This is a genomic window from Streptomyces sp. NPDC091287, assembly GCF_044768525.1.
In the GTDB taxonomy this organism is placed as follows: domain Bacteria; phylum Actinomycetota; class Actinomycetes; order Streptomycetales; family Streptomycetaceae; genus Streptomyces.
In genome coordinates this window covers 104293-130093 of the sequence record NZ_JBIVUV010000016.1, presented here as the reverse complement: position 1 = coordinate 130093, position 25801 = coordinate 104293, and the positions used below count along the sequence as shown (strand labels likewise).

Genomic DNA, 25801 nt, shown 5'->3' with positions numbered 1-25801 from the left:
AGCCCTTCGGTCGAACGGTCACGCCGCATCGTGGCGCATGCGCACCACCTCCATGGCGCCGCCCCTGCTGAGCGTGCGCAGCGGCAGGACGAACGGCACCCAGCCGTAGTGGTGCAGCTGGTTCCGCTGGGTGGTGGAAACCGCCAGCCACTGTACGAGGGTGGTCTCCCCGGAGCCGGCCACGCCGCGCAGCAGGACCCGGTCCTGCGTGGCCAGTACCTGGTCGGCGGAGAGCCCGGGGGGGGAATGGCACCGGTCGCGTCGCCCGCCGCGTCGAGGCTGAGATACGCGGCGTCCAGCCGCCAGTTCTCCGGCCCTGCACGGCACGCGCGCCCCACGCCCCGATGACCGCAGGTTCCCTCTCCTCTCCGAAGGCTGAGGCGCGGCGCCATCGGCCGCCCCGCCCTCACCCGTCCGGATGAAATCGCCGGTGCGGCGACGCCCGGACAGGGCCCTTCCGTACCGCGCGTCGCGGCCAGGACGACCCCTTCTGGACGCACAGGATTTCCTCGAACTTGCCGGTTCCGGCACGGAGTTGAGGGTTTATCTACGCGCGGAGTTCGGTCCACCGAACGATCATTCGGGCATATCAGACGACTTCTCGCGCGGGCATTACCGGCGGGTACCGCGAGCTGCTAGAAACTGCATCGCTCCCCCCAACCCCCGCCTGTCCCCCACAGCTCGTCCTCCCATCCCCTCATCCCCCCCACACTTCGAAGGGCTGGCAGCCATGTCAGTACGAAGAATTCGCGCATCCGTCGTCAGTCTCGCGCTCGCCGCCGTGGCCGCGCTCGGCGTCGCGGGACCGGCCTCCGCGACCGACTCGGCCGCCGCGGGCGGCTATGTCGCGCTGGGCGACTCCTACTCCTCCGGTGTCGGCGCCGGAAGCTATCTGTCCGACAGCGGCGACTGCCGGCGCAGCACCAACGCCTACCCGTATCTGTGGCAGGCGGCGAACTCCCCCGCCTCGTTCGACTTCGTCGCCTGTTCGGGAGCGACCACCTCGTCCGTGGCGAGCACCCAGCTCGGCGTGCTCAGCGCGTCCACCTCCCTGGTCAGCGTCACCGCCGGAGGCAATGACGTCGGGTTCGCCGACGTCATGCAGGACTGCGTGCTGTCCAGCGAGGCCACCTGCATCAACAGCGTGAACAACGCCGTCTCGCAGATGAACAGCTCCCTGCCCGGCAGCCTCGATGCGCTCTACGACGGCATCCGAGCCCGCGCCCCGCAGGCCCAGGTCGTGGTTCTCGGCTACCCGCGCTTCTACCAGCTGTCCGGCAGCTGCATCGCCGGGCTCTCCGAGGCCGAGCGGACCGCGATCAACAACGCGTCGGACGTGCTGAACGACGTCCTCGCCAAGCGGTCCGCCGACGCCGGGTTCACCTTCTCCGGCGTGGTGGACGAATTCACCGGGCACGAGCTGTGCTCCGGAGACGCCTGGCTCCACAGCGTCACGGTCCCGATCCACAACTCGTACCACCCCAAGGCCGCCGGGCAGTCTGGCGGCTATCTGCCCGCCTTCCGCTCGGCGGTGTAGTTCGGCCGGGCAGTTCGGCCGGGCAGTTCGGCCGGGCAGTTCGGCCGGGCAGTTCGGCCGGGCAGTTCGGCCGGGCAGTTCGGCGGTGTGACTTCGGAGTGCGGCTCCGGAGTGCGGCTCCGCGGGTAACTCCTCGTACGGGACGGCGGTTCACCGGGTGATCGGTGGGCCGCCGTTCTCAGTAGCGCTCGACCAGGTGCTCGCGGTCGGCCGGAGGCTCGTACGACTCGGGCCAGAAGTCCGTCACCCCGGTGATCAGCCCCTTCTCGTCGAAGGTGAAGAAGTGGATGGCGTCCATCTCCTGTGGCGCTTCCTCCGGCTGATCCCCCGTCACCGTGAACCCGGTCCGGGCGGCGGCCTGCCGGCCCTCCGCGTCGACGACGATCCGCTCGACCCGCACGTGCCAGTCGCCCGGATACTCCTCGTTGAACCGGAGATACCTCTCCTTGCCGTGGATCCGCTCGCGGCTCTGCGGCAGTTCGTACACCACGCCCTCGGCGAGGGTCTTCCCGAACGCGGCCCAGTCGCGCGCCTCGGCCGACGACCAGTACGCCTCGACCGCCCCGCGCAACGCGGCCGTCGCCGTCCCGGGAGCCGTACCCGGCGTAGCGCTGAAAGCCGTGCCGGGCATGGCTCCGCCCGCCGTTCCACCTGTCGTGTCGGTCATGGGAACGAGTGTGTACCCCACCACTGACAATCGGCCGGAGAAGCCCGAGGGACGGCTCCGGCCCCCGGTCATCCCTGATGCTCGGCGGGGCGCGACGCCTTGATCGAGTACATCAGCGGGATCCTCGGCCGGTCCGGCGGGAAGCGGTAGTGGCCGTCCACGTGGCGCTCCAGCACGCCGAACCTCTGGACGAGCGAGAAGTCGTGCTCGTGGAGGAACTCGATCCGCAGGCCGGCCGCGACGAGCGCCGTCACCACCCGGCCCACCGGGTGCTGCCACTCGACGCTGCGGTTGTGCACGGTCGGCGCGTCGAGGTCGGCGTACGTGCCCGGCGTCTCGTCCACCCAGGCGTCGCGGCTGAAGTAGTCGTCGGTGACGACCGAACCGGTCTCGTCCATCGAGTCGGTCAGCGGATGGAACTCCGCGAGGTAGAGGAATCCGCCGGGCGCGACCAGCGAGGCGGCGGTCTCGGCCCAGCGGTCGAGGTCGGGCAGCCAGCCCAGCGCGCCGATGCCCGTGTAGACGATGTCGTACGCGGAGTCGGGGACGGCGGCCGGTGCGTCGTACACGTCGGCCGCCACGAACGACGCCCGGTCCGGGCCCAGTTGCAGCGCCCTGGCCAGGCCCCGGGCGGTCTCGACGGCGGGCTCGGAGAAGTCGAGGCCCACGACCTGTGCGGCGCCGCGCCGCGCCCAGGAGAGGGTGTCCAGGCCGAAATGGCACTGGAGGTGCAGCAGGGTCTTCCCGGTGACGTCGCCGACCTCGGCGAGCTCGAAGGCGCGCAGCACGTCCTTGCCCGCCAGGAACGCGTCCAGCTCGTAGTAGTCGCTCGCCACGTGGATCGGCACGCGTTCGTCCCAGCGCGCGCGGTTGGTGTCGTGCCAGTCGTCCGGAATCGGGGAGTACATGTCCGGAAAGCTACCCACGGGCCGGGAGGCGTGCGAGTGGTTATCCGGTGCTCTCCAGGCCCATGAGGACGGAGTACGCGGACTCGGCCTGCCTGCCCGGAGCGGCGTCGGGCCGCGCCCGGTCCAGGAAGCTCGGGGTCGCCCCGTGGTGGAGGACACGACCGCGGTCCATGAGGGAGACGGTGTTCGCCTCGTCGGCCAGGTCGGCGATGTCGTGGGTGGACATCAACACCGGAATACGGTCGGCGACCTCGCGCAGCACGTTCCGGAAGACGGTGCGCTGGTGCGGGTCGAGTCCGGCGGTGGGCTCGTCGAGGAGGATCACCCGCGCGTCGTGGGCCAGCGCGCACGCGATGCCGACCCGGCGGAGCTGGCCTCCGGAGAGCTTGGCCGTCTTCTGGCCGCTCTGCTCGGCGAGGCCCACCTGGTCGAGGACCTTCCCCGCGCGCTCCCAGGCTCCCGCACGGTTCTCGCCCTTCAGCCAGGCCACGTACGCCACGTACTCGCGGGCGGTCAGCTGCCGTGACGTCGGCACCTTCTGCGGCAGCCAGGCCACATGCCGGCGGTAGGCGCGGGCGGCGGAGGTGAGGGTGGAGTCCTTGAGCCGGACCTTGCCGCCCTGGGGCTCCACCGTGCCCGCCAGGAGGGACATCGTGGTCGACTTGCCCGCTCCGTTGGGGCCGAGCAGGATCGTCAGGCCCTCATCGGGGACTTCGTAGCTGAAGCCGGAGAGAACAGGGCGTTCCCAGCGGTGGTAGCGGAAGGTGACGCGGTCGAGCAGCAGGGTCATCGGTCGGTCCTTGGTGCGAAACAGGCGAGGGAGACAAGTCCGGCCAGGAAGACGGCGGAGGCTCCCACGGTGGCGTGGGTGACATGAGCTGCCTCGGTCACGATCACCCAGGGGTAGGGGTCGTCACGGCTCCGGCCGCCGAGGAACATGGACTGGACCATCCAGAAGACGGGAACCAGCGTCGCGCGGTGGCCCAGCAACGGCCAGGCCCCCAGCGCGAGTCCGCAGAAGAGCAGATTGTTGCGCGCGGCCACCAGCATGGCGTCCGACCCCACGAGGGACAGCCCCGCGGCCACCGCCGTCACGAGGAGCGCGAAGCCGGCCACGAGGACGGTGTCCCGCGCGCCGACGCGCCGGACGGCGGAGCGTTCCACCGAGGGCATCCGCCGCTCCAGGCAGGCGATCACCGCGATGCCGGGGAGGACGGCGACGAAGGTGCTGAGCTCCGTCATCATCGCGTAGTGCCCCAGGAACGAGGGGAAGACGACGGACACACCGCTGGTCAGGCCGATGCCCACGGCGAAGGCGAGCAGCGCGCCGGGCAGCAGTCCGAGAGCGCCCCGTTGGCGCAGCCACCAGATCATGCCGGGCTGCCGGGCCGACAGGCGGACCGGAGCTTCTCCGCGTACCAGGCCCGCTGCTCCCGCGGGGACAGCTCGGCCACGCCGGCCGTCCCGGCCAGGAGCTGCTCCTTGGTCTGGCCCTGGCCGAACTCCTGGGTCTCCCGTGACAGCCATGTCAGGTACTGGTTCTCGACCCCTATCGCGCGGGCCGCCCAGAGGGTGTTGTAGTGCAGCACGTTCCAGTCGGGCTCGGCGCAGGGTGCTCCGACCACGGCGATGGCGATGTTCTCCCCGAGTGCCTGGTCCGCGGTGCCCGGTGCGAGGGCGAGTGTCCAGCGCTCTCCCTCGGTGTCGGTCCGCCGGTCGTCCGCCACGGAGACGTCGGTGATGCGGTCGGGTTGCCGGTCGATGACGCCCTTGGACGCCAACTGTCCGACCATACGCAGGAGTTCGGACTGGACCTCAACGATGTGCTCGGATCCGGCCTCCGGCAGGCAGACCTCGGGCGCTTCCCCTTCGCAGACGACCGCGGCCAGCCCCCGGGAGGCCGGAGGCATCGAGCGCCAGTCCGCCGTGATGCCGTAGGCGCCGAGCAGGCCGCCGACGGCCAGGAGGAGGGACAGGGCGACATAGCGGACCGGATCCCGGCGAAGGGCCGCAAGCGCGACGCAGGCGAGCGCCAGGCAGACCGTGGGCAGGAGCGCGGCCAGCGTCATGGCCGGTGAGTACGCCTCACCGAAGCCCACCCAGTCGATCGCTCCGGTGACGTGGTGCGCCCAGTAACTGTCCGTACCCAGCGGGAAGCTGATGCCCACGAACACCGCCACCGCCACCAGGGGCGCGGAGTACAGCGCGTGCAGGTGCCTGCCGACGACGAACCCGATGACCGCGTGGGCGGCGATCAGCACGACCACGATGCCCATGATCTGCAACGCGTACAGATCGGGAAGGACTCCGACCACCCACAGCCCGCCCGCCATGACGCCGGCGGTGAGCGTCGAGAGGCACACCACGGTGACGAGGACGGAGTGCAGCGCTATGCGCCACGTGGGCTGGACGGTGCCCAACTGCCAAGTGCCCAGGGCCTTGAGCCGGGTCGCTTCCACGGCGGTCAGCCCTGCCGCGGCCGCGGCCGCCATCGGTACCGGGGCGTGCAGCGCGTACGACGCCGCCTGCGCGGCCCAGGGCAGGTCGATGAGCTGGCCGATGCGCCGGGTGCTGGTCAGGAAGACGTAGGCGAAGAAGATCCCGATGAGAGGTGTGGCCAGCACGGCCGGGTGCGTGCGGAGAGAGGTGGTGATTCGCATAAGGCCTCGTCATGGAGCGCAATGCCGGGCCTCCGCGCGGGACGCGGAGGCCCGGCGGGATCAGTCGGCCTTGGTGGTGTCCACGTTGACCTTGCCAACGACGACGGCGCAGGAAACGCACCCCGAACCGATGTTACCGATTTCGAAGTAGTAGCTGTCCCTGGGCAGCCCCGACTGCGTGGCCGTGCTCTTGGAGCTCGAACCCTTGAAGCAGTTGGTGAACGTCGAGGTGTCGTGCCTCTTGTCGTTCCCCCAGTCGATCTGCTGCCAGAGCTCCACATCGACGCTCTTTCGGCCGTACACCTCACTGCAACCGGTGAAGTTGATTTCGTTGTACGACTCGTCGACCCACTGCTGGGACATCTTGCCCTGGTCTCCCACCCAGTTATTGGCAGTCCAGTTGGCCCAGGCGCTGGTGTTCGTGGCGAACATGAGAACCGCTGCGGCTCCGGCGACGAAACCGGCCTTGCGCATACGACTACCTACCACGGAAATACCCCTCCCTCGACTCCCGGTCGCCGAGGCCCCCTCGAACGGAAAACCGAAAAGTCGATGGACGTTAGCACTGGTCAGCGACGTGCGGAGCCTAGGGGGCGGCAAGTGCCCGGACCATCCGATCTTGGTCCGATCGATCCACGTCTCCCATCGAGTTCGGCAGAACCGGAATAGGTCATTCCATTGCCGTGGCACGCGCGACCGCCCTTCTCGACCCCCCAGTGAATTCGGTCACAGCCGAATGTGTCCGCATGGGGAAGGACCACTGCGCTTTCCCTTCGGTCCTGGTGCGCGACCCGATAAAAATGGCGGTGGACGAAACGCGACGCCAGGTCGGCTTCGATTTCATGCCTTCGGCATCCGGCTCCACGCCTTCGGCATCCGGCTCCACGCCTTCGGCGTCCGGCTCCATGCCTTCGGAATCCGTTACGGGCCCGGCCCCCGGATCGGGTTGGATGGAGGTATGACCACTGATGCAGCAGCTGTGCCCGACTGGGAGATGCGGTTCCGTGCGCCTCGCGTCTCCCTGCCCGACTGGGCCGAGGACGCCCCCGACCGTGCGCTGTTCGTCTCCAACGCCACCGGGACCTACGAGCTGTACGCGTGGGACCGGGCGAGCGGGCGGCAGCGCCAGGTCACGGACCGGCCGAACGGCACGACGGACGGCGTGCTGACGCCGGACGGCGAAACCGTCTGGTGGTTCAGCGACACCGACGGCGACGAGTTCGGGGTGTGGATGCGCCAGCCGTTCGACGGCGGGGAGGACGAGCCGGCCGCCCCTGGCCTCGCGCCCTCCTACCCGGCGGGCCTGGCCATCGGGCGGGACGGTTCGGCGGTGATCGGCCGCTCGACCGACGAGGACGGCACGACGATCCATCTGGTGCGGACGCCGGGCGGCGAACCCGTGGAGATCTACCGGCACCGGGAGTCCGCGGGGGTCGGGGACCTCTCCCACGACGGGACCCTGATCGCGCTGGAGCACACCGAGCACGGCGACGCGATGCACTCGGCGCTGCGCGTGGTGCGCCCCGACGGCTCCACGGTGGCCGAGCTGGACGACACCGAGGGCGGCACGAAGGAACTGGGCCTCGCCGTACTGGGCTTCGCCCCGGTGGCCGGTGACACCCGGCTCCTCGTCGGACATCAGCGCCGGGGCCGCTGGGAGCCGATGATCTGGGACCCGGTCGCGGGCACGGAGACCGCGCTGCCGGTCGACCTGCCGGGCGACGTGGGGGCCGAGTGGTATCCGGACGGCTCCGCGCTGCTCATCGAGCACGGCTTCGAGGCCCGCAGCGAGCTGTGGCGGTACGAGCCCGGGACCCCGGCTCCCGTGCGCGTGGAGACCCCCGCGGGCACCGTGTCGGGCGCCACGGCCCGCCCGGACGGCACGGTGGAGTATCTGTGGTCCTCGGCCGAGCGGCCGCCCGTGGTGCGGTCGACGAGCGGCGCGGTGGTCCTGGACCCGCCGGGCGCGAAGGCCCCGACGTCGGTGCCCGTCGAGGACGCCTGGGTGGAGGGGCCCGGCGGCCGGATCCACGCCCTCGTGCAGAAGCCCGCCACCGGCGACGGCCCCTTCCCCACGATCTTCGAGATCCACGGCGGGCCGACCTGGCACGACAGCGACGCCTTCGCCTCCGGCCCCGCCGCCTGGGTGGACCACGGCTTCGCGGTCGTCCGGGTCAACTACCGGGGCTCCACCGGCTACGGCCGCGCCTGGACGGACGCGCTGAAGCACCGGGTCGGCCTGATCGAACTGGAGGACATCGCGGCCGTACGGGAGTGGGCGGTGACGTCGGGGCTCGCGGACCCGGAGCGCCTGGTCCTGGCGGGCGGGTCCTGGGGCGGCTATCTGACGCTGCTCGGGCTCGGCACCCAGCCCGACTCCTGGACGCTGGGCCTGGCGGCGGTGCCGGTCGCGGACTACGTCACGGCGTACCACGACGAGATGGAGGCCCTGAAGGCGATGGACCGCACGCTGCTGGGCGGCACGCCGGAGGAGGTCCCCGAGCGCTTCGAGGCCTCGTCCCCGCTGACGTACGTCGACGCGGTGCGCGCCCCCCTCTACATCTCGGCGGGCGTCAACGATCCGCGCTGCCCCATCCGTCAGGTGGAGAACTACGTGGACCGGCTGGCGGCGCGCGGCGCGGTCCACGAGGTGTACCGGTACGACGCCGGGCACGGCTCGCTGGTGGTGGAGGAGCGGATCAAGCAGGTGCGGCTGGAGTTGGAGTTCGCCCTCAAGCACCTGGGAGGAGGCCCGGTCCTCGCCTCCCCGGCCCCGGAGGCGGGCGTAAAGGCCGAATAAATCACGGACCCCGCTCCGGGAGTCCGGGGCGGGGAACCGTACCTTTGAGGGGTGTACCGGTTCCTGCTGACCCCGCGATGGTGGGGGATCAACCTCTTCGTCGTGCTGGCCATCCCGTTCTGCGTGTTCATGGGCATGTGGCAGCTCGGCCGCTTCGAGGACCGCGTGCAGTCGCACGAACAGGCGGAGAAGCAGCCCGATCCCAGCACCCGGGCCGCGAAACCCCTGGACGAGCTGCTGCCCGTCGACAAGGTGACGTCCGGTCGGCCGGCCGTCGCCACCGGCACGTACGCCGATCAGTTCCTGGTGCCCGGCCGCGAGCTGGACGACCGCCGGGGCTTCTACGTCCTGAACCTCCTGCGTACGGACAGCGGCAAGGCCCTGCCGGTGGTACGGGGCTGGCTGCCCGGGTCCGCGAGCGGCGCCCGGGTGCCCGCCGCGCCGGAGGGCGAGGTCACGGTGACCGGCGACCTCCAGGCCTCCGAGAACGCCCGCAGCAAGGGCGTGGACGTCCGGGGCGGGCTGCCCGGGGGCCAGGTCGGCATGATCAGCGCCGCGACCCTGGTGAACCTCGTGCCGTACGACGTGTACGACGCCTGGGTGACGCTTCCCGAGGCCGAGGCGGGCGGTACGGGCGGTGCGATGAAGCCGGTGCCCGCGGCGGCCCCCGAGGGCAGCGGCCTCGATCTGAAGGCCTTCCAGAACCTGGGCTACACGGGCGAGTGGTTCGTCTTCGCCGGCTTCGTGCTCTTCATGTGGTTCCGGCTGGTGCGCCGCGAGGCCGAGGCCGTGCGCGACATCGCGCTCGGCCTCGTACCGGAGGACCCCGCCGCGGCTACGGAGGACTCGGCGGCTCCGGACTACGACGTGGCGAGCACGCCCGTGCGGTAGATGGTGCCCGAGCAGGCGTTGGGGATCTTCGTCTCCGCGGTGGGCGCTCCCGTCTCCGGGGTGTGCGTCACGGCGACGCTGCCCTCCGCCGCGCCCCCGCCGTCCTCGTTCAGCGCCTGTGGGTCGACGCCCGAGGGCTGATCGGTGCCCCCCTCGCCGACCGATCCTCCGGCCCCGTCCGCCGACGGGGTCGGGCTCGGTGACGGACCCACGGCCGGACAGGTGTCGGTCGGCACCCAGGCGAACCGCACCTCGTACGCCATGGCCGGCTTCAACAGCACCGTGCCCGGCTCCTGCGAGGGGTCGGGCAGCCCGGGGGCCGCGTCGCCCGCGGAGTGCTGGACCACGCCGATCTTGAGCGGGTCGGCCGCGCCCATGGCGGTGAAGCCCACCGTGCCGTTGCTGCTGACCGTACAGTCCGTGCCGGACACGTTGGCGATCTTGAAGCTGCCGTAGACCGTGCCGTCGGCCCCCGGCGCGTCGGTGCCCGCTGACGCGACGCCGAGCTGGCTCGGGTCGCAGACCGGCAGGGAGGCGAAATCCGCGCTCGGGGAGTCGGTCGTCTCGCCCGTCGCCGTGCCGTCGGGGTCACTGCCCTCGCCCTCGGTGGGGCTGGGGTCCGGGTCGGCCTCGCCCGCACTGCCCTCGCTCTCCCGTTCGGTGGGCTCCACGGTCCGCCGGCCGGGCGCCTCGGGGCCGGTCTCGTCCCCGTTGCCGCCCTGGGCCTGCTCGCCGTGTCCGGCGATGGCGGGGCGGGCGTTGGACGGGCCGTCCGAGGTCGCGACGTGGACGAAGGCGGGGACGGCGGTGCCGATCAGCAGGGCCGCCGCGGCCGCCCCGACGACGGCCTGCCGTCGCCTGGCCCGGCGGGCGGGGACGGCTCGGTGTAGGTGGTCGAGGGTCCCCTCGGAGGGGGCCAGCTCCCGCACCGCACCGTGCAGCATGCGGCGCAGAACCACCTCGTCCAGCTCTTCGGAGGCGGGGGCGCCCCGGTCACGGGCGAAGAGGTCGGTCAGCGTGCCGACGAGGTCGTCGTCGTCGTCCGGCGCCCCGGATGCCTTGCCGGAGGCGGAGGCGGGGATCTGGCTCGTACGGTCGTCGGGGGTCTCGCTCGTGCGGTCGGCGGGGCTCTCGCTCGTACGGGCGGCGGGGCTCTTGCTCGTACCGCCGACGGAGGTCTCGCTCGTTACGCCGACGGAGGTCTCGCTCGTACCGCCGACGGGGATCTGGCTCGTACCGCCGACGGCGGGGTCGGCGCCCGCGGAGGGCTCCGTACCCGCGTCCGCCGCGGTCTCCGTATCCGCCGCATCCCCCGCGTCCGCCGCGGCTTCCGCCGCCCCCGGGTCCTGCTCGTCGGGGTCCTCGGCGGCCTCGTTGTCCACCCGCGCGGGTGGCGCCGGTTCCGGGGTCTCGCCCGGCTCGGGCGCCGTGCTCCCGTCGTGCGGGCGGTCCGGATCGGTGTGCGGAGTCTTCTCCGGCCCGTGGTTCACAATTCCGTTTCCCGTCGGGTCATTCTCGTGCCTGTGCTCGTCGCGCTGCTCGGGCCCGCTCATGCCTGGGCCTCCATCACGACGCGCAGCGCCGCGATACCCCGGGAACCGTACGCCTTGACCGAGCCCAGCGAGACACCCAGCGTCTCGGCGACCTGGGCCTCCGTCATGTCCGCGAAGTAGCGCAGCACCAGCACCTCGCGCTGGCGTCGTTGCAGCCCCTTCATGGCCTTGATCAGCGCGTCCCGCTCCAGCTGGTCGTAGGCGCCCTCCTCCGCGCTCGCCATGTCCGGCATCGGCTTGGAGAGCAGCTTCAGCCCGAGGATGCGACGGCGCAGTGCGGAGCGCGAGAGGTTGACGACCGTCTGCCGGAGATAGGCGAGGGTCTTCTCCGGTTCGCGGACCCGGTTCCGCGCGGAGTGCACGCGGATGAACGCCTCCTGCACGACGTCCTCGCAGGACGCGGTGTCGTCCAGCAGCAGGGCCGCGAGGCCGAGCAGGGAGCGGTAATGGGCGCGATAGGTCTCGGTGAGATGGTCGACCGTGGTTCCCGCTGCCACCGTCTCTTCAGCATCCCCGCGCTGCGAGGGCAACTGTGCCGGGCGCGCGGCGGGCATGGGCGCGATCACCGGCATACCGCCGGGCGCACGGGGCCGCCGGAGCGGACGCACCGACGCGCCTCGCAACGGGCCCACCACTGTGATGTCGAGAACCTCTGCCACGCCTGTTGGACACGCTGCCCCCCGTCAGGGTTGTACGCGTACGGCGTCACGTTCGACGCTGTGCGACATGCCCTCATACGTACCTGCTCTTCCCCAAATGCCCCGTCATAGCGTCTGGCCACGCAAGAAGTGACCGCATAGACGCAGCCCGACCAAGATGCGGTTGCAGATGGCCGGGAGATCATCGTCGGATACGACAACGTCCCAGCTCAAGAGGTTCAGACCAGCAAATTGCTCATAGGGCGTTCACAGATCCTACAAAACAGGTTCGATCATGCCCGGGGAAATTCGGCGGCGACCGATTCGGCGATCTGCGCCACGTTCAAAGCCGCACCTTTTCGGAGATTGTCACCGCAAAGGAACATTTCCAGGGCATGCGGGTCGTCCATCGAACGCCGGACGCGGCCCACCCAGGTGGGGTCGGTGCCCACCACATCGGACGGAGTGGGGAAATCTCCGGCCGCCGGGCTGTCGAAGAGGACCACGCCGGGGGCGGTCGCCAGGATCTCGTGCGCCTTGCCCACGGCGACCTCGTTCTCGAAGCGGGCGTGGACGGACATCGAGTGCGTGGCGATCACGGGGACGTACACACAGGTCGCGGTGGTCTTCAGATCCGGCAGGCCCAGCACCTTGCGGCACTCCTCGCGGATGGCCATCTCCTCGGAGGACCAGCCGTCGCCGGCGTCCGTACCCGCCCAGGGCACGACGTTCAGGGCGACGGGTGCGGCGAACGGGCTCCCCGCCGCCTCCGCGCTGTCCCCCAGGGCCCGGCGTACGTCCCCGGGCTGGGTGCCCAGCTCCGTGCCGGCCACCAGCGCCAGCTGCTCACGCAGGGCTGCGACGCCGTCCCGACCCGCGCCGCTGACGGCCTGGTAGGAGGAGACAATCAGCTCGCGCAGTCCGAATTCGGCGTGCAGCGCGCCGATCGCGACGATCAGCGACAGCGTGGTGCAGTTCGGGGACGCGACGATGCCGCGCGGCCGGAGCCGGGCGGCATGGGGGTTGATCTCCGGGACGACCAGCGGCACGTCGTCGTCGAGCCGGAAGGCGGCCGAGTCGTCGATGACGACGACACCCTTGGCGGCGGCGATCGGGGCCCAGCGGGCGGACACCTCGTCCGGCACCAGGAAGAGGGCCACGTCGATGCCGTCGAACACGTCCTCGGCGAGCGCGAAAACCTCGCTCTCCTCACCGCGCACGACCAGCTTGCGGCCGGCCGAGCGCGGTGAGGAGACGAGTCTGACCTCGCCCCAGACGTCCGCGTGCTGCGAGAGGATCCGGAGCATGACACCGCCGATCGCCCCGGTCGCGCCGACGACCGCGAGCGAAGGGCGGTGTCCGGTCATCGGCCGGTGCCTCCGTAGACGACGGCCTCGTCGGAGTCGCTGTCGAGACCGAAGGCGGTGTGCACGGCGCGCACGGCCTCGTTGACGTCATCGGCGCGGGTGACCACCGAGATACGGATCTCGGATGTCGAGATCAGCTCGATGTTCACGCCCGCGTCGGCCAGCGCCTCGAAGAATCCGGCCGTGACGCCCGGGTTGGTCTTCATACCGGCGCCGACCAGGGAGATCTTCGCGATCTGGTCGTCGTAGCGGAGCGAGTCGAAGCCGATGGAGCTCCTGGTCCGCTCCAGGGCGTCGATGGCCTTGCGGCCCTCGGCCTTGGGCAGGGTGAAGGAGATGTCCGTCAGGCCGGTCGACGCGGCGGAGACGTTCTGCACCACCATGTCGATGTTGACCTCGGCGTTCGCGATGGCGCGGAAGATCGCGGCCGCCTCGCCGGGCTTGTCCGGGACGCCGACGACGGTGACCTTGGCCTCCGAGACGTCATGGGCGACTCCGGAGATGATCGCGTGCTCCACCTGCTGGTCCCCTTGCGGCTCGTTGCTGACCCAGGTGCCGCGCAGTCCGGAGAAGGACGAGCGGACGTGGATCGGGATGTTGTAACGGCGTGCGTACTCGACGCAGCGGTGCAGCAGCACCTTGGAGCCGGACGCGGCCAGCTCCAGCATGTCCTCGAAGGAGATCCAGTCGATCTTCTTCGCCTTCTTCACGACCCGGGGGTCCGCGGTGAAGACGCCGTCGACGTCGGTGTAGATCTCACAGACCTCGGCGTCCAGCGCGGCGGCCAGCGCGACGGCGGTCGTGTCCGACCCGCCGCGGCCGAGGGTCGTGATGTTCTTGCCCTCCTGGCTCACGCCCTGGAACCCGGCGACGATGGCGATGTTGCCCTCGTCGATCGAGGTCCGGATGCGGCCCGGCGTGACGTCGATGATGCGCGCTTTGTTGTGGACCGAGTCGGTGATGACACCGGCCTGGCTGCCCGTGAACGACTGGGCCTCGTGGCCCAGGTTTTTGATCGCCATCGCCAGCAGGGCCATGGAGATCCGCTCGCCGGCGGTCAGCAGCATGTCGAATTCACGGCCGGTAGGCATCGGAGACACCTGCTCGGCGAGGTCTATCAACTCGTCCGTCGTGTCGCCCATCGCGGACACCACGACAACCACCTGGTTGCCGTTCTTCTTGGCGTCGACGACTCGCTTGGCGACCCGCTTGATGCCCTCGGCATCGGCTACGGAGGAGCCTCCGTACTTCTGCACGACAAGGCCCACGTGCGCTCCTCGCTCAGTCATTACTGCGGTCGGCTCAGTTTAACGAGCGGTCCGGAATAGACCCGCTCATATCGGATGGTGAGATGTCCCGCTCACCACCCGGTACGGCGTGTCGCACCGAACCGCTCGTACGGGGCTGTTGCCCGCCCAGCCCGGGAGCACTCCCGTTTGTGTCCCAGCCCACACGATCGGGCACGCCCCAGCCCACACGATCCGTCGCGGGCGGGCGAGCCGGGAGGGTCAGTCGGCGTACGCCTTCAGTCGGCGTACTCCTTGAGCTTCTCGGTTTCGAGCGCGAAGCCGACCGGCCCGGGCAGCTCGACGACCGCGCCGAAGGGCCGGGTGGTGGCGGAGCGGTCCGTCCCGGTCGCGAGGCCACAGGTCGGGTAGAGCCACAGGTCCGGCCGGCGCTCCAGGCACCGCTTCATCAGCCGCACCACGATCTGCCCGTGCGTTCCGTCAGCCGGAGGCTTCGTCCGCACCTTCCCGCCGATGAACTCCAGACGCACAGCTCCGGCGCGCGACAGGACAGCTCCTCGAACGCCTCCACGGACATCTCGGGCCCACCCGTCACGCACCCGCTCATCGGCGCGACCTCGGGGCCGGGAGGACCGGGCGGACAGTGGCCGAGCGGAGTTCGGCCATGCGGGCGGCGACGTCGACCTCGGCGCGCGGGCGGGCCAGGAAGGTGTCCGGTACGTCGCCGGTCAGGCCGGCCGCCTCGTCGCGGGCGATCTCGGCTCGGCAGTCGCGGCAGACGCCGTGGTCCAGCGTGGTCGTCGTCTCGTCCTCGTCGCAGAAGAGGCACATCATCACCATGCCCACGATCTGCTCGCTCGGGTGGTCCTTCTCCGGCCGGGGGGCGGGGCTCGGCGGCATCTTGGTCTCCAGTCGTTTACGGAGGAGGGGTCCGGCGGAGTGCACGGACGCCGGCAGGCCCGAGGTCAGGGCCTGGGTGATCTGTTCGCGGCCGACGCCGCGCGCCAGCCACTCCCCGACCAGGTGTTCCAGCTCCACACAGTCGCCCTCGGAGAGCTGGAGCCGGGGCTCGCGGCGGCCGAGCCCGGCGAGGACGGCGTACGCCTCCGAGCGCGGCGCGCGGACGCCGGGCTGGGGCTCCTCGGCCGTCTCCACGGCAGCGGGGGCCGAGGGCTGACCAGCGGCAGTGGGGGCCGAGGGCTGACCAGCGGCAGCGGGTGCCGGAGGCTGGCCGGGCGCGTCCAGGCCCCGGACGAACCGCACATGGGCGGCCCACCAGTCGGCGTCGCGGGCGGTCCGGGAGAAGTACGTACGCGTCACCCAGCGCATCTGGCCGTCGGGCAGGGTGACCTGGACCTTGACGCGCCGCAGGTGTCCGGTCCGGGTCAGCAGGTCGAGCGAGCTGCGGCACGCCTGCTGCCCGTAGTCCGGCAGCTCCTCGGCGAGCACCTTGTAGCCGATCGCCGCGCCTTCGGGGAGCCGGTCGATGTACCCGGCGATGGCCGCCTCACGCGGCTCCAGACCCGCGAAATCGTCGGCGCGGGGCGGGGCCTGGTCGGGGGCGTGACGCTTTCCGTACCCGGCTTTCGCCATGGGGTGGGCGGCGGGTGCGCGCAGGGCGGCACTAAGGTTGGCGGTAGCCATGGGGATCGCCTTTCTAGGGGCTTCGATCTCTTACGGTCAGACCCCGGTCGGTGTTGGTAGCACCACCGGGGTTGTCCGTTTTACGGATAGTGGGTTGCTCATCGCGAACCTAGAGCGCGCGTACGCTCCGGCGCAACCTGGTCACCAAACGTCACCTCTGGTCGAATTCGCGCAGTTCGCAGTGCGGTTCGGAACCTGGTCAGGGAGTGGGGAGGGAGGGTGGGTGGGTTGAACCCAACCACCCATTCCTACAGAGAGAGCTCGAAGCCCGGTGCTCGCGGCTCGGTGCTTGAGCCTCGGGCGGACCTGCGGGTTTGCGGGATTGCGGGATTGCGGGATCGGACCCTGACCGGTTCAGCTCGCGGTCAGCGTCTCCACGTCGAAGACCTGGGTGTTCTGCGCGGCCGCGATACGCCAGACCCCGTCGTCCTTCGCCAGGAAGTAGGTCGGGGTACCGGGGACCGCCTCCGGGTGGGCGGCCACGAGCGCGGAGGGGTCCTCCTGACCGTGGAAGATCTCGTCCAGGAACGCACCGTCCCGGGTGGCCGGGCGCTGGCGGATCTTGACGGCGGCGATGTCGGGGCGGACGAAGAGGATCAGGTCGACCGTGTACGTGGCGGTCACCGGGGAGTCCGCCTGCGGGGGCAGCACCTTGCGGGTGAAGGCGCTGATCTCCGGGAGGCCGGTCAGCCGCTTGCCGTGGGCCGTGGTCCAGATGGCGTCCTCGCGGAAGCCGTCGAGGAAGGCTTCGGGCAGCGCGTTCTGCTGGGCGTGCTGCACGCCGGCGACGAACGCGACGATGGCGTCCACGTCCTCCTGCGGGGCGGGCACTCCGATGACGGTGGGCGTGGTGGCGGTGGGCGTGGTGGCGGTGGGTGTGGAGGCGGTGGCCTTGGCGCTCATGCGGAATCTCCTTGCGGGGCGCGGCCCTCGTGTCGGCCGTTCCCCAGGAGCCTCGGCCCTCAAGCACGGTTGAGGTCAAGCGATGGCGTTCCCGCCCAACCGGCTTGACCTCAAGGTTGATTGAGGTCCTAGCGTTCCCGTCGTCGAACAGTCCATGACCGGGCAGAGGAGCGCTCAGCGATGATTTTGGTGGCCGGTGCGACCGGGAACATCGGCAGGGAACTGCTGCGTCAGCTGCACGTGGACGGGCACGGGACCGGCGTCCGGGCGCTGACCCGGGACGCGGCGCGGGCCGGAGCCGCGGTGCCCGACGGGGTCGAGGTGACGGAAGGCGACCTGGAGCGGCCGGAGTCGCTGAAGTCGGCACTGGGCGGGGTGGGTTCGCTGTTCCTGATCCCGGGCGTCGGCGACGACGCCGGAGTGCTCGACGCCGCCCGGGACGCGGGGGTGGAGCACGTGGTACTGGTCTCCTCCATCACCGTCGTGACCCATCCGCACCTAGGCCCGGCGCGGGCGAATCTCGCCGTCGAACGCCGGCTGCGGGAGAGCGGAATGGAGTGGACCGTCCTGCGGCCGACGCAGTTCGCCTCCAACACCCTCTGGTGGGCGCGGTCCGTGCGTGACGAATCCGTGGTGCGCGTGCCGTACGCGGACGTCGGGCTGCCGACCGTCCACCCCGCCGACATCGCGGCGGTGGCTCGTGCGGCGCTGACCGGGCCGGGTCACCGGGGGCGGACCTACCCGCTCACCGGGCCGAAGCGGATCAGCCCGCGACAGCAGGCCGGTGAGCTGGGGCGGGTGCTGGGCCGGGAGGTGGCCTGCGTCGGGGTCACCCGGGAGGAGGCGTACCCGCCGATGGCCGCGATGATGGGGGCCGAGGTCGCGGACAGCGTCCTCGACCTGATGGGCGGCGACGTCAACGACGCGCTGTTGGCCGTGCACGACACCGTGGCCCGGGTCACCGGCTCGCCCGCCCGCTCCTACCGCCGCTGGGCCGAGGAGAACGCCGACGCGTTCAGGTGACCCCCGCGTGTTCCGGTGCCCCCGTGCGTTCAGGTGACCCCCGTGCGTTCAGGTGACCCCCGCGCGTTCCGGTGGCCCGCCGGCTCCGGCTACTTCACCGGGCGCAGGCCCAGCGGCCCCGCGATCTCCTCCAGCATCACGCGGCCCGCCTCCTCCGCGAGGTCCTCCTCGCCCGGGTCCTGGTCGGTGTCCAGGCCGTCCAGCTCCTCCAGGGGCTGGCCGAGGCGGATGTGGGCGACCAGGGACTGGAGGGCGCGGAGGGTGGCGGAGGCGGTGGAGCCCCAGTTGGAGAAGTACGAGAACTGCCACCACCACAGCGCCTCGGCGGTGCGCTCGGCGTCGTAGTGCGCGAGGCCGTGGCCGAGGTCGGTGACCAGGTCGGCCAGGTCGTCGGAGATCCGGTGCGGCACCGGGGCCTTGCGGGGCTCGTACGGGTCGAAGACCTCGGAGTAGACGTCGATCGGCTCCAGCAGCGCGGCGAACCGCTCGCGCAGGCCGTCCGCGTCCGGCTCGGGGCCGAGGTCCGGTTCGTACCTCTCGTCGGGCAGGACGTCCTCGTACGCGCCGAGGCGGCCGCCCGCGAGCAGGAGTTGCGAGACCTGGAGGAGCAGGACCGGGACGGCCTGTTCCGGCTCGTCGACCTTGGACACCTCGGTGACCGCGACGATGAACGTCTTGATCTGGTCCGCGATCTGGACGGCGAAGTCGCCCGGGTCCTGCGTGACGGAGTTCAGCGTGGCGTCAGACATCGAGGGGACCTCCCGTGGGCGCGGTCACAGACGGTGAAGCGGACGAGGAAGCGGACGAGGAAGCGGACGACGAAGCGGACGGCAGAGCGGACTGCGGTACGTGACGGGGGCGTACGGCGGTGGTGTCAGACATCCAGCAGCCGCCTCCCCTCGAAGGCGCGGCCCAGGGTGACCTCGTCGGCGTACTCAAGGTCGCCGCCGACCGGCAGGCCGCTGGCCAGCCGGGTCACTCTGAGACCCATCGGCTTGACCATCCGCGCCAGGTACGTCGCGGTGGCCTCGCCCTCCAGATTGGGGTCGGTCGCGAGGATCAGCTCCGTAATGGAGCCGTCCGCGAGCCGCGCCAGCAGCTCGCGGATGCGCAGGTCGTCCGGGCCGACGCCCTCGATGGGGCTGATCGCCCCGCCCAGGACGTGGTAGCGGCCCCGGAACTCACGCGTCCGCTCGATCGCCACGACGTCCTTGGGCTCCTCGACCACACAGATGACGCTCCGGTCGCGGCGCGCGTCCCGGCAGATCCCGCACTGCTCCTGCTGCGCGACATTGCCGCACACCTCGCAGAACCGGACCTTGTCCTTGACCTCCAGGAGGGAGTGCGCGAGCCGTCGTACGTCCGTGGGCTCGGCCTGGAGGATGTGGAAGGCGATCCGCTGCGCGCTCTTGGGACCGACGCCGGGCAGCCTGCCCAGTTCGTCGATGAGGTCCTGAACAACGCCTTCGTACAACGGAACGCCTTTCTTTGCTTCCTGCTCCGTACCGTAGTGGGTACGGGTCGGTACCAGTAGGCCTCGTGGGCCCTGGGGCCTGGGGCCTGGCTCCATCCGTTCTGACCGGACCGGTCAGAACGGTCGGCCCGGTCGGTCCGGTCCGGTCAGAACGGCAGGCCGGGGATGCCGCCCCCGCCACCCAGGCCCTGGGCCAGCGGGCCGAGCTTCTCCTGCTGGAGCGTCTGCGCGTTCTCGTTGGCCGCCTGGACGGCCGCGACGACGAGGTCGGCGAGCGTCTCGGTGTCCTCAGGGTCCACCGCCTTCGGGTCGATCACCAGGGCACGGAGCTCGCCGGAGCCGGTCACGGTGGCCTTCACGAGACCGCCGCCCGCCTGTCCGTCCACCTCGGTCCTGGCCAGTTCCTCCTGGGCCGCTGCGAGATCCTGCTGCATCTTCTGGGCCTGCTGGAGCAACTGCTGCATATTGGGCTGGCCACCACCGGGAATCACGGTCACTCCTGGCATTTCGACGACAAATGTTTCGGTAAGCCGAGCCTACGTGCTCCCCGGTCACCGCGCTCCACCCGCCAGGGACCAACTCTTTCGGGTGAGATTCAGGAACCGGCGTGAGTGCTCCTATACCTGACCAGCGCCCGTGCGCAGGCGGGAATCCCGCGATTTCGACCCCACGGCCCACCATTCGGCGGTAGGAAGGGCATGCACATCGACACACGAGCGTGCATGTGCGGTGACGCAGAGTTACCCCGCGGGGGTCGTCGGTCGCGCGGACCGCCCCGCCCTCTCCGGGCCGGTCGGGTCCGTTCCGGGAAGCCCTACGCGTCCGTCCCGTCCGTCAGAGTGCAGAGGAGTGCCCCGGTGAGTCAGCCGGAGATGCAGCCCGAGGGGCCGCCCCGCAAGGAGTCCGATGCGGGATCCGGTGAAAACGGAGTTGAGCATTCCGCTTCCGGTCCGGGCAGGGGACGCCCCGCCGGGCGCGATCTGACCGGGCGCCCGTTCCCCCTCGGCGACTGGGGCGAGCCGGCCGAGCGGCTCGACGAGCTCTACCGCTGGGTCGAGACCGGCGCGCTGGACACCGCCGACTGGTATCTCAACGACCGGGTCTGGAAGCGCCGGGCCGCCAGGGCCCTGCGGATGGGTACCGCCGCCGGGGTGGTCGCCGGGGCCGCCCTGCCGCTGCTCGACATGACCGGCGCCCTGAGCGGCTCGGCGGGCTGGGGCTATCTGTCCCTGCTGGTGGGGGCCGCCTGCATGGCCGGCGACCGGTACTTCGGTCTCACCTCCGGGTGGATAAGGAACCTCGCCACGGCCCAGGCAGTGCAGCGGCGGCTCCAGGTGCTCCAGTTCGACTGGGCCTCGGAGTGCGTACGGGAGATGCTCGGGCCTACCGAGGGCACGGCCAGCGAGGCGGCCGAGCGGTGCCTGGGGGTGCTGCGGAGGTTCTCCGAGGACGTCACCGAGCTGGTGCGGTCGGAGACGGCGGACTGGATGGTGGAGTTCCGGGCGGGGCCCGCGCCGATGGGCACGCAGGCCCTGGCGACGGGGAGCGCGGGGGGGCGCGGTGAGTCGGCGGCGCCGGGGCGGTTCTCGATGCCGTCGGTGGCGGCGCGGCCGAACATGCCGCGGCAGCGGCCGCCGGAGTCGCCGCCGCGGTGAGGAGTCCGGGGCCGGGGGCGGGGTCCGGGTGAGGCTTCGGGGGCGCTGCCCCCGGACCCCCGGTCCTCAATCGCCGGACGGGCTTGATTTTGGCGCCCCGGTCCGCGACGGAGCCGGACGGGTGTGAATGCGGCACCCCGGTCCGCGAACTGAGCCGGACGGGCTTGAATGCGGCACGCCGGTCCGCGAAGGGAAGCGGATGGGCTGGGTGTCGTCCTAGCTGAAGATGATCATTGAGCCCTGGGCCAGGCTGCGGGTCGCCGCCGCGTGGAGGCCGAGCCAGACGTGGCGTTCCCGGGCGAACGGGCTGTCGTCGTAGGGGATCGGGTCCGCCGGCTCCTCCAGGGCCGTGGGGCCGGAGGGCGGTTGCGGGGCGGCCGGCGGGTTGGCCGGGTCGATGCCGATGGACGGGGCGACGAACTCCAGCTCGCGCAGCAGCCCGTGCGCGGAGCCCAGCGGTCCGCCGCCCGCCAGGAGCGCGTCGTCGGACAGTGGGGCCGGGAAGTCCACCGGGACGTACGCCCCGGCGTGGTCGTAGTGCCACACCAGATGCGACTGCTGCGCAGCCTGCTCGAACATTTCGAGGAGCTGCTCGTAGTCGCCGTCGAGACCCGCGACGGGCGTGACGGCCAGGCCGCTCAACTGGAGCAGGTAGGCGCGGCGCAGGAAGTGCAGGGCGTCGTAGTCGAAGCCGGCCACGGGGGCGACTTCCCCGTTGAGGCCCGGCATGTACGCGTAGACGGGGACGGGCGGCAGCCCGGCGTCGTTCAGCGCCTTGTCGTAGACGGCGATCTCTTCGGCGAACGGATTGTCGGCGCTGTGGCACAGCACATCGACGAGGGGGACCAGCCACAGGTCACAGGCCACGAATTCTCGCTCTCCAACGGGTTCGGGCGATCGTCGGGACAGCGTAATGCGGGGCGAACCTCACGCACAGTGCCCCGGGGTCTCCGGGGACTCCACGGACTCCCCGGACTCCCCGGACTCCGGAGGGTCCGGCGGGCCGGGGGCGTCTGCCCCGGCGGCCCGCGCCTCCAGCCGGTCCGCCCAGGCGAGCGCGTGCGCGTAGTAGGAGTACATGGCGGCGTGGACCTGCTCGTGGTCGCCCCGGGCGATGGCCTCGACCAGTTCCTCGTGACCGAACCACAGCACGTCCTCGTCCATGCCGTCGCGGCGCAGCCGGTGCACGGCGAACACCCAGGCCTGGACGCGGAGCCGGGTGAGGAAGTCGGCGATGTACGGGTTGAGGACGAACTGCCCCAGCTCCCGCCAGAACCGCAGGTCGTACCCGATCAGCACGTCGAGGTCGCCGCCCTTCGCCGCGCGGACCGCCTCCGCCGCCCGGCGGCGGATCGAGGCGAGCCCCTCGGGCCGGACCGCGACCCGCTCGGCGGGGTTGCGGAAGAGGCCCTCGACGACGAGGGCGCGGGCCTCGGCCATCGCGCGGTAGTCGGCGACGGTGAACTCGCGCACCTGGAAGCCGCGGTGCTGGTCGGAGGCGAGGAGCCCCTGTGCGGAGAGGTCGAAGAGCGCCTCACGGACGGGCGTCGCGGAGACCCCGTACTGCTCGGCGATCTGCTTGACGGTGAACTCCCGGCCCGGCGGAAGACGCCCTGCCAGCACCTCGTCACGCAGCGCGTCGGCGATCTGCTGGCGCAGGGTGTTGCGCGTCACACCTCCGCTCGGACTCATACCGGCCCCCATCCGTCCGTCTGTCCCTGTCCGTCCCCGATCCCCGTTCGCCGACCGTTTCCGGCGTCGGCCGTTTCCGGCGGGGGTCATTTCTGGTTCGGGTCACCTTAAGCCAGGGCCGCCGCCGTGCCCGATTCCGGGCACGGCGGGGATGCGCACAGGGTCGATCACGTACGGAATTGAGCAGTCCGGTTACCCGGCGTGCGGGCCGGGGCGCCGTTACGCGCCCTGCACCGTGTACGTGTCGGCGACGGAGAGAGCGACGTCCAGGGCCGCGAGTCCTTCCTTGGCCTCGGCCTCGGAGACGTTGCAGGCGGGGACGGCATGGGTCCGGTTCATGTTGATGAACGGCCACAGCCCTTGCTTCTTCGCCGCCGCGCCGAAGGCCGCCATGGGGGCGTTGGCCTCGCCCGAGGCGTTGTACGGGACGAGCGGCTCACGGGTCTCCCGGTCGCGGACCAGGTCCAGCGCCCAGAACGCGCCGAGGCCGCGCACCTCGCCCACCGAGGGGTGGCGTTCGGCGAGTTCGCGCAGGCCGGGGCCGAGGACGGTCTCGCCGATCCGGGCCGCGTGCTCGACGACCTTCTCGTCCTCCATCACGCCGATGGTGGCGACGGCGGCGGCGCAGGCCAGCGGGTGCCCGGAGTAGGTGAGGCCGCCGGGGTAGGGGCGGGTCTCGAAGGTCGCGGCGATCTCGGCGTTGATGGCGACGCCGCCCAGCGGTACGTAACCGGAGTTGACGCCCTTGGCGAAGGTCAGCAGGTCCGGCACGACGTCGAAGTGGTCGGCGGCGAACCAGGCGCCCGCGCGGCCGAATCCGGCCATCACCTCGTCGAGCACGAAGACGATCCCGTACCGGTCGCAGATCTCGCGGACGCCCGCCAGATAGCCCGGCGGCGGGGTCATGATGCCCGCCGTGCCCGGGATGGTCTCCAGGATGATCGCGGCGATGGTGGCCGGGCCCTCGAAGGCGAGGGTGTCCTCCAGGTGCTGGAGGGCGCGTGCGCACTCCTCGGCCTCGTTCGCCGCGTGGAACGGGGAGCGGTAGAGGAACGGGGCCCAGAAGCGGACGACGCCCGCCGAGCCGTTGTCGGAGGGCCAGCGCCGCGGGTCCCCGGTGAGGTTGATCGCGGTGGAGGTGGCCCCGTGGTACGAGCGGTAGGCGGAGAGCACCTTCGTGCGGCCGGTGTGCAGCCGGGCCATACGGATGGCGTTCTCGACGGCCTCGGCCCCGCCGTTGGTGAAGAAGATCTTGTCCAGGTCGCCCGGGGTGCGCTCGGCGATGAGGCGTGCGGCCTCGGAGCGTGCCTCGATCGCGAACGCGGGCGCGAAGGTGGCGAGCTTGCCCGCCTGCTCCTGGATCGCGGCGATCACGGTGGGGTGCTGGTAGCCGATGTTGGTGTAGACGAGCCCGCTGGTGAAGTCGAGGTAGCGGTTGCCGTCGTAGTCCCAGAAGTAGGACCCCTCGGCGCCGGCGACGGCGAGCGGGTCGATGAGGCCCTGGGCGGACCAGGAGTGGAACACGTGCGCGCGGTCCGCGGCCTTCACGGCCGCACCGGCCGCGGGGTCGGCGGACGGGGCATGAGGGGCATGAGGGGTCATGCGGCGAGCCTAGGCGCTGGTGAGGGCCGCCTCCATGGCCACCTTGTACGGCCTGGGGCGGATGGGTCGGCAGGGTGTCGGGTCCGGCCCGGTGGATCCGGTGGAACCCGCGGAACCCGCGGAACCCGTACCAGCCCATCCCTTGTCATTGACAGCATGCTGTCGTCATGACAGTCTTCTGTCATCTAGCCGAGGAGGTCACCATGACCAGCAACAGCAGAACCGTGCATCTCGCCGTCTACGACACCTTCGCCGACTGGGAGACCGGGCACACCACCGCCCATCTCGCACGGAACGGGTACACCGTCCGGACCGTGGGGCCTTCCCGGGAGCCGGTGACGACCATGGGCGGCCTGCGCGTCCAGCCCGACCTGTCGCTGGACGAACTGCGTTCGCAGGACAGCGCGTTGCTCATCCTGACCGGTGCGGACACGTGGGACGCGGGCGACGGGCTGGCCCCGTTCGCGCGGGCGGCACGGGGCTTCCTGGACGCGGGGGTCCCGGTCGCGGCGATCTGCGGGGCGACGGCCGGGCTGGCGCGGGAAGGGCTGCTGGACGGCCGCGCGCACACGAGCGCCGTCTCCTTCTACCTCGCGGCGACGGGGTACGCGGGCGGCTCGCGGTACGTGGACGCGGACGCGGTCACGGACGGCGGGCTGATCACGGCCGGGCCGACGGAGCCAGTGGCGTTCGCGCGGGAGGTCTTCGCACTGCTCGGGGTGTACGGGCCGGAGAAGCTGGACGCGTGGTACCGGCTGTTCCACGACTCGGACGCGAGCGCGTACGAGGTGCTGGAAGGTGAGTGAGGGCACGGGCGGGGAGGAAGTCCGCGCCCAGCAGGATCTGTTGAGCCGGACGGCGTTGACGGTGTTCCGGCTGAACGGGCAGTTCCTCGGGGTGGCCGACGAGCTGGCGCGGCCGGGCGGTCTCACGGCGGCGTGGTGGCAGGTGCTGGGGGCGGTGCTGCGGGAGCCGTTGCCGGTGGCGGGGATCGCCCGGGCGATGGGGATCACCCGGCAGAGCGTGCAGCGGATCGCGGACCTGCTGGTCGGGCGGGGGCTCGCGGAGTACGTGGAGAATCCGGCCCATCGCCGGGCGAAGCTGTTGCGGGTGACGGAGGCGGGGCGGGAGGCGGTCTCCCGGATCGGCCCGCCGCACGCGGAGTTCGCCGCGAGGCTCGCGGGGGAGCTGGGGGTGGAGGGGCTGGCGGAGACGGTGCGGGTGCTTGAGCGGTTGTCGGGGGCGGTGGAGAACCTGACCGCTGCGGAGTCGCCCGGCCCCGGCCCGTCCGGCGCGCTTGAGGACGGAACCGTGCCAATGTCGGGCCCGACCCCCCGTGCCGGGTCGCCCAACCCCAGCCCGTCCGGCGCTTGAGGACGGAACCGTGCCGATGTCGGGCCTCCGCCTTGCGCGGTTGGCTCCTCCGGGGCACCGGCGTTGTTGCGTGCATCGCCCCTGTCCGATCAAGGGTTCCGTCCTCAAACGCCGGACGGGCTGGAGAGTGCGGGCCCGATCCTCGAACGCCGGACGGGCTGGAGAG

The 25801-nt window shown here is 71.2% G+C and carries 28 protein-coding genes; 7 read left to right on the top strand and 21 right to left on the bottom strand.

What is annotated here, in order from left to right; all coding sequences use genetic code 11:
- Positions 1–18 precede the first annotated feature (18 nt).
- Positions 19–183, bottom strand: coding sequence for a hypothetical protein (locus ACIQRW_RS26375; RefSeq protein ID WP_403764608.1), 165 nt, complete (start codon positions 181–183; stop codon positions 19–21).
- Between the two features lie 547 nt (positions 184–730).
- Here ACIQRW_RS26375 and ACIQRW_RS26370 point away from each other — a divergent pair.
- On the top strand, positions 731–1537 hold the full coding sequence (locus tag ACIQRW_RS26370; protein ID WP_403764606.1) for an SGNH/GDSL hydrolase family protein: 807 nt from the start codon (positions 731–733) through the stop codon (positions 1535–1537).
- Positions 1538–1715: 178 nt separating this feature from the next.
- Here the strand turns inward: ACIQRW_RS26370 and ACIQRW_RS26365 are convergent, their stop codons facing one another.
- The 7 genes from ACIQRW_RS26365 to ACIQRW_RS26335 form a co-directional block, all read right to left on the bottom strand.
- The gene (locus tag ACIQRW_RS26365) at positions 1716–2168 is read right to left on the bottom strand and encodes a nuclear transport factor 2 family protein (protein ID WP_403764772.1); all 453 of its coding nucleotides are present in this window, start codon (positions 2166–2168) and stop codon (positions 1716–1718) included.
- A 104-nt stretch (positions 2169–2272) separates the two neighbouring features.
- Positions 2273–3112, bottom strand: coding sequence for a class I SAM-dependent methyltransferase (locus tag ACIQRW_RS26360; protein WP_403764604.1), 840 nt, complete (start codon positions 3110–3112; stop codon positions 2273–2275).
- Between the two features lie 40 nt (positions 3113–3152).
- On the bottom strand, positions 3153–3902 hold the full coding sequence (locus ACIQRW_RS26355) for an ATP-binding cassette domain-containing protein (protein ID WP_403764602.1): 750 nt from the start codon (positions 3900–3902) through the stop codon (positions 3153–3155).
- The gene (locus ACIQRW_RS26350) at positions 3899–4486 is read right to left on the bottom strand and encodes a hypothetical protein (RefSeq protein ID WP_403764600.1); all 588 of its coding nucleotides are present in this window, start codon (positions 4484–4486) and stop codon (positions 3899–3901) included. Before ACIQRW_RS26350 ends, ACIQRW_RS26355 begins: the two co-directional genes overlap by 4 nt.
- Positions 4483–5772 carry a magnesium transporter gene (locus ACIQRW_RS26345; protein WP_403764598.1) on the bottom strand — a complete coding sequence of 430 codons (1290 nt, stop codon included), beginning with the start codon at positions 5770–5772 and terminating at the stop codon, positions 4483–4485. The genes ACIQRW_RS26350 and ACIQRW_RS26345 overlap by 4 nt, the downstream gene beginning before the upstream one ends.
- Positions 5773–5832: 60 nt before the next feature.
- A complete protein-coding gene (locus ACIQRW_RS26340; RefSeq protein ID WP_403764596.1) occupies positions 5833–6261 on the bottom strand; it encodes a hypothetical protein in 429 nt (142 codons plus the stop codon).
- A 181-nt stretch (positions 6262–6442) separates the two neighbouring features.
- Positions 6443–6679: a hypothetical protein gene (locus tag ACIQRW_RS26335; protein WP_403764594.1), complete on the bottom strand. Its 237-nt coding sequence runs from the start codon at positions 6677–6679 to the stop codon at positions 6443–6445.
- Positions 6680–6730: 51 nt separating this feature from the next.
- On the opposite strand from ACIQRW_RS26335, the gene ACIQRW_RS26330 reads away from it, so the two are divergent.
- Both ACIQRW_RS26330 and ACIQRW_RS26325 read left to right on the top strand, forming a co-directional pair.
- On the top strand, positions 6731–8572 hold the full coding sequence (locus tag ACIQRW_RS26330) for a prolyl oligopeptidase family serine peptidase (protein WP_403764592.1): 1842 nt from the start codon (positions 6731–6733) through the stop codon (positions 8570–8572).
- Between the two features lie 51 nt (positions 8573–8623).
- Positions 8624–9463 carry an SURF1 family protein gene (locus ACIQRW_RS26325; protein WP_403764590.1) on the top strand — a complete coding sequence of 280 codons (840 nt, stop codon included), beginning with the start codon at positions 8624–8626 and terminating at the stop codon, positions 9461–9463.
- Here ACIQRW_RS26325 and ACIQRW_RS26320 read toward each other — a convergent pair.
- From ACIQRW_RS26320 to ACIQRW_RS26290, 7 genes are all read right to left on the bottom strand, one after another.
- The gene (locus ACIQRW_RS26320) at positions 9433–11016 is read right to left on the bottom strand and encodes a hypothetical protein (RefSeq protein ID WP_403764588.1); all 1584 of its coding nucleotides are present in this window, start codon (positions 11014–11016) and stop codon (positions 9433–9435) included. The two genes, ACIQRW_RS26325 and ACIQRW_RS26320, sit on opposite strands and share 31 nt — an antisense overlap.
- A complete protein-coding gene (locus tag ACIQRW_RS26315; protein WP_075025223.1) occupies positions 11013–11675 on the bottom strand; it encodes a SigE family RNA polymerase sigma factor in 663 nt (220 codons plus the stop codon). Before ACIQRW_RS26315 ends, ACIQRW_RS26320 begins: the two co-directional genes overlap by 4 nt.
- 272 nt (positions 11676–11947) lie before the next feature.
- Entirely contained in the window at positions 11948–13021 is a 1074-nt protein-coding gene (locus tag ACIQRW_RS26310; protein WP_403764586.1) for an aspartate-semialdehyde dehydrogenase, read from the bottom strand.
- Entirely contained in the window at positions 13018–14289 is a 1272-nt protein-coding gene (locus ACIQRW_RS26305) for an aspartate kinase (RefSeq protein ID WP_215110292.1), read from the bottom strand. Before ACIQRW_RS26305 ends, ACIQRW_RS26310 begins: the two co-directional genes overlap by 4 nt.
- A 257-nt stretch (positions 14290–14546) precedes the next feature.
- Positions 14547–14798, bottom strand: coding sequence for a hypothetical protein (locus ACIQRW_RS26300; RefSeq protein ID WP_403764584.1), 252 nt, complete (start codon positions 14796–14798; stop codon positions 14547–14549).
- Positions 14799–14871: 73 nt separating this feature from the next.
- Positions 14872–15861, bottom strand: coding sequence for a hypothetical protein (locus tag ACIQRW_RS26295; RefSeq protein ID WP_403764582.1), 990 nt, complete (start codon positions 15859–15861; stop codon positions 14872–14874).
- 405 nt (positions 15862–16266) lie between these two features.
- Complete coding sequence (locus ACIQRW_RS26290) at positions 16267–16815, bottom strand: SgcJ/EcaC family oxidoreductase (RefSeq protein ID WP_403764580.1); 549 nt, start codon at positions 16813–16815, stop codon at positions 16267–16269.
- A 180-nt stretch (positions 16816–16995) separates the two neighbouring features.
- Here ACIQRW_RS26290 and ACIQRW_RS26285 point away from each other — a divergent pair, with 180 nt between their 5' ends.
- Positions 16996–17838 (top strand): NAD(P)H-binding protein, encoded by an 843-nt coding sequence (locus ACIQRW_RS26285; RefSeq protein WP_403764578.1) that lies wholly within the window; start codon positions 16996–16998, stop codon positions 17836–17838.
- A gap of 89 nt (positions 17839–17927) precedes the next feature.
- Here the strand turns inward: ACIQRW_RS26285 and ACIQRW_RS26280 are convergent, their stop codons facing one another.
- From ACIQRW_RS26280 to ACIQRW_RS26270, 3 genes are all read right to left on the bottom strand, one after another.
- A complete protein-coding gene (locus tag ACIQRW_RS26280) occupies positions 17928–18587 on the bottom strand; it encodes a DUF5063 domain-containing protein (protein ID WP_403764576.1) in 660 nt (219 codons plus the stop codon).
- Between the two features lie 125 nt (positions 18588–18712).
- Complete coding sequence (gene recR / locus ACIQRW_RS26275; RefSeq protein WP_018961762.1) at positions 18713–19312, bottom strand: recombination mediator RecR; 600 nt, start codon at positions 19310–19312, stop codon at positions 18713–18715.
- 146 nt (positions 19313–19458) lie between these two features.
- Complete coding sequence (locus tag ACIQRW_RS26270) at positions 19459–19803, bottom strand: YbaB/EbfC family nucleoid-associated protein (RefSeq protein WP_079133919.1); 345 nt, start codon at positions 19801–19803, stop codon at positions 19459–19461.
- A 366-nt stretch (positions 19804–20169) separates the two neighbouring features.
- Here ACIQRW_RS26270 and ACIQRW_RS26265 point away from each other — a divergent pair, with 366 nt between their 5' ends.
- Positions 20170–20967, top strand: coding sequence for an SLATT domain-containing protein (locus ACIQRW_RS26265; protein ID WP_403764574.1), 798 nt, complete (start codon positions 20170–20172; stop codon positions 20965–20967).
- Positions 20968–21183: 216 nt separating this feature from the next.
- Here ACIQRW_RS26265 and ACIQRW_RS26260 read toward each other — a convergent pair whose 3' ends face one another.
- The 3 genes from ACIQRW_RS26260 to ACIQRW_RS26250 all read right to left on the bottom strand — a co-directional run bounded on the left by ACIQRW_RS26260 (position 21184) and on the right by ACIQRW_RS26250 (position 24261).
- On the bottom strand, positions 21184–21834 hold the full coding sequence (locus ACIQRW_RS26260) for a hypothetical protein (RefSeq protein ID WP_018961765.1): 651 nt from the start codon (positions 21832–21834) through the stop codon (positions 21184–21186).
- Between the two features lie 60 nt (positions 21835–21894).
- Entirely contained in the window at positions 21895–22659 is a 765-nt protein-coding gene (locus tag ACIQRW_RS26255) for a GntR family transcriptional regulator (RefSeq protein ID WP_403764572.1), read from the bottom strand.
- Positions 22660–22878: 219 nt separating this feature from the next.
- Positions 22879–24261: an aspartate aminotransferase family protein gene (locus tag ACIQRW_RS26250; RefSeq protein ID WP_403764570.1), complete on the bottom strand. Its 1383-nt coding sequence runs from the start codon at positions 24259–24261 to the stop codon at positions 22879–22881.
- Between the two features lie 203 nt (positions 24262–24464).
- Here ACIQRW_RS26250 and ACIQRW_RS26245 point away from each other — a divergent pair, with 203 nt between their 5' ends.
- Positions 24465–25067 (top strand): type 1 glutamine amidotransferase family protein, encoded by a 603-nt coding sequence (locus ACIQRW_RS26245; RefSeq protein ID WP_403764568.1) that lies wholly within the window; start codon positions 24465–24467, stop codon positions 25065–25067.
- Positions 25060–25635 carry a MarR family winged helix-turn-helix transcriptional regulator gene (locus ACIQRW_RS26240; protein ID WP_403764566.1) on the top strand — a complete coding sequence of 192 codons (576 nt, stop codon included), beginning with the start codon at positions 25060–25062 and terminating at the stop codon, positions 25633–25635. Before ACIQRW_RS26245 ends, ACIQRW_RS26240 begins: the two co-directional genes overlap by 8 nt.
- Positions 25636–25801: the final 166 nt, after the last annotated feature.

Bases quoted from the DNA above. Each gene is read 5' to 3' on its own strand.
- ACIQRW_RS26370 (WP_403764606.1), top strand. From the start codon at position 731: ATGTCAGTACGAAGAATTCGCGCATCCGTCGTCAGTCTCGCGCTCGCC.
- ACIQRW_RS26365 (WP_403764772.1), bottom strand. From the start codon at position 2,168: ATGCCCGGCACGGCTTTCAGCGCTACGCCGGGTACGGCTCCCGGGACG.
- ACIQRW_RS26360 (WP_403764604.1), bottom strand. From the start codon at position 3,112: ATGTACTCCCCGATTCCGGACGACTGGCACGACACCAACCGCGCGCGC.
- ACIQRW_RS26355 (WP_403764602.1), bottom strand. From the start codon at position 3,902: ATGACCCTGCTGCTCGACCGCGTCACCTTCCGCTACCACCGCTGGGAA.
- ACIQRW_RS26350 (WP_403764600.1), bottom strand. From the start codon at position 4,486: ATGATCTGGTGGCTGCGCCAACGGGGCGCTCTCGGACTGCTGCCCGGC.
- ACIQRW_RS26345 (WP_403764598.1), bottom strand. From the start codon at position 5,772: ATGCGAATCACCACCTCTCTCCGCACGCACCCGGCCGTGCTGGCCACA.
- ACIQRW_RS26335 (WP_403764594.1), bottom strand. From the start codon at position 6,679: ATGGAGCCGGACGCCGAAGGCGTGGAGCCGGATGCCGAAGGCGTGGAG.
- ACIQRW_RS26330 (WP_403764592.1), top strand. From the start codon at position 6,731: ATGACCACTGATGCAGCAGCTGTGCCCGACTGGGAGATGCGGTTCCGT.
- ACIQRW_RS26320 (WP_403764588.1), bottom strand. From the start codon at position 11,016: ATGAGCGGGCCCGAGCAGCGCGACGAGCACAGGCACGAGAATGACCCG.
- ACIQRW_RS26310 (WP_403764586.1), bottom strand. From the start codon at position 13,021: ATGACCGGACACCGCCCTTCGCTCGCGGTCGTCGGCGCGACCGGGGCG.
- ACIQRW_RS26295 (WP_403764582.1), bottom strand. From the start codon at position 15,861: ATGGCGAAAGCCGGGTACGGAAAGCGTCACGCCCCCGACCAGGCCCCG.
- ACIQRW_RS26290 (WP_403764580.1), bottom strand. From the start codon at position 16,815: ATGAGCGCCAAGGCCACCGCCTCCACACCCACCGCCACCACGCCCACC.
- ACIQRW_RS26285 (WP_403764578.1), top strand. From the start codon at position 16,996: ATGATTTTGGTGGCCGGTGCGACCGGGAACATCGGCAGGGAACTGCTG.
- ACIQRW_RS26280 (WP_403764576.1), bottom strand. From the start codon at position 18,587: ATGTCTGACGCCACGCTGAACTCCGTCACGCAGGACCCGGGCGACTTC.
- ACIQRW_RS26255 (WP_403764572.1), bottom strand. From the start codon at position 22,659: ATGAGTCCGAGCGGAGGTGTGACGCGCAACACCCTGCGCCAGCAGATC.
- ACIQRW_RS26250 (WP_403764570.1), bottom strand. From the start codon at position 24,261: ATGACCCCTCATGCCCCTCATGCCCCGTCCGCCGACCCCGCGGCCGGT.
- ACIQRW_RS26245 (WP_403764568.1), top strand. From the start codon at position 24,465: ATGACCAGCAACAGCAGAACCGTGCATCTCGCCGTCTACGACACCTTC.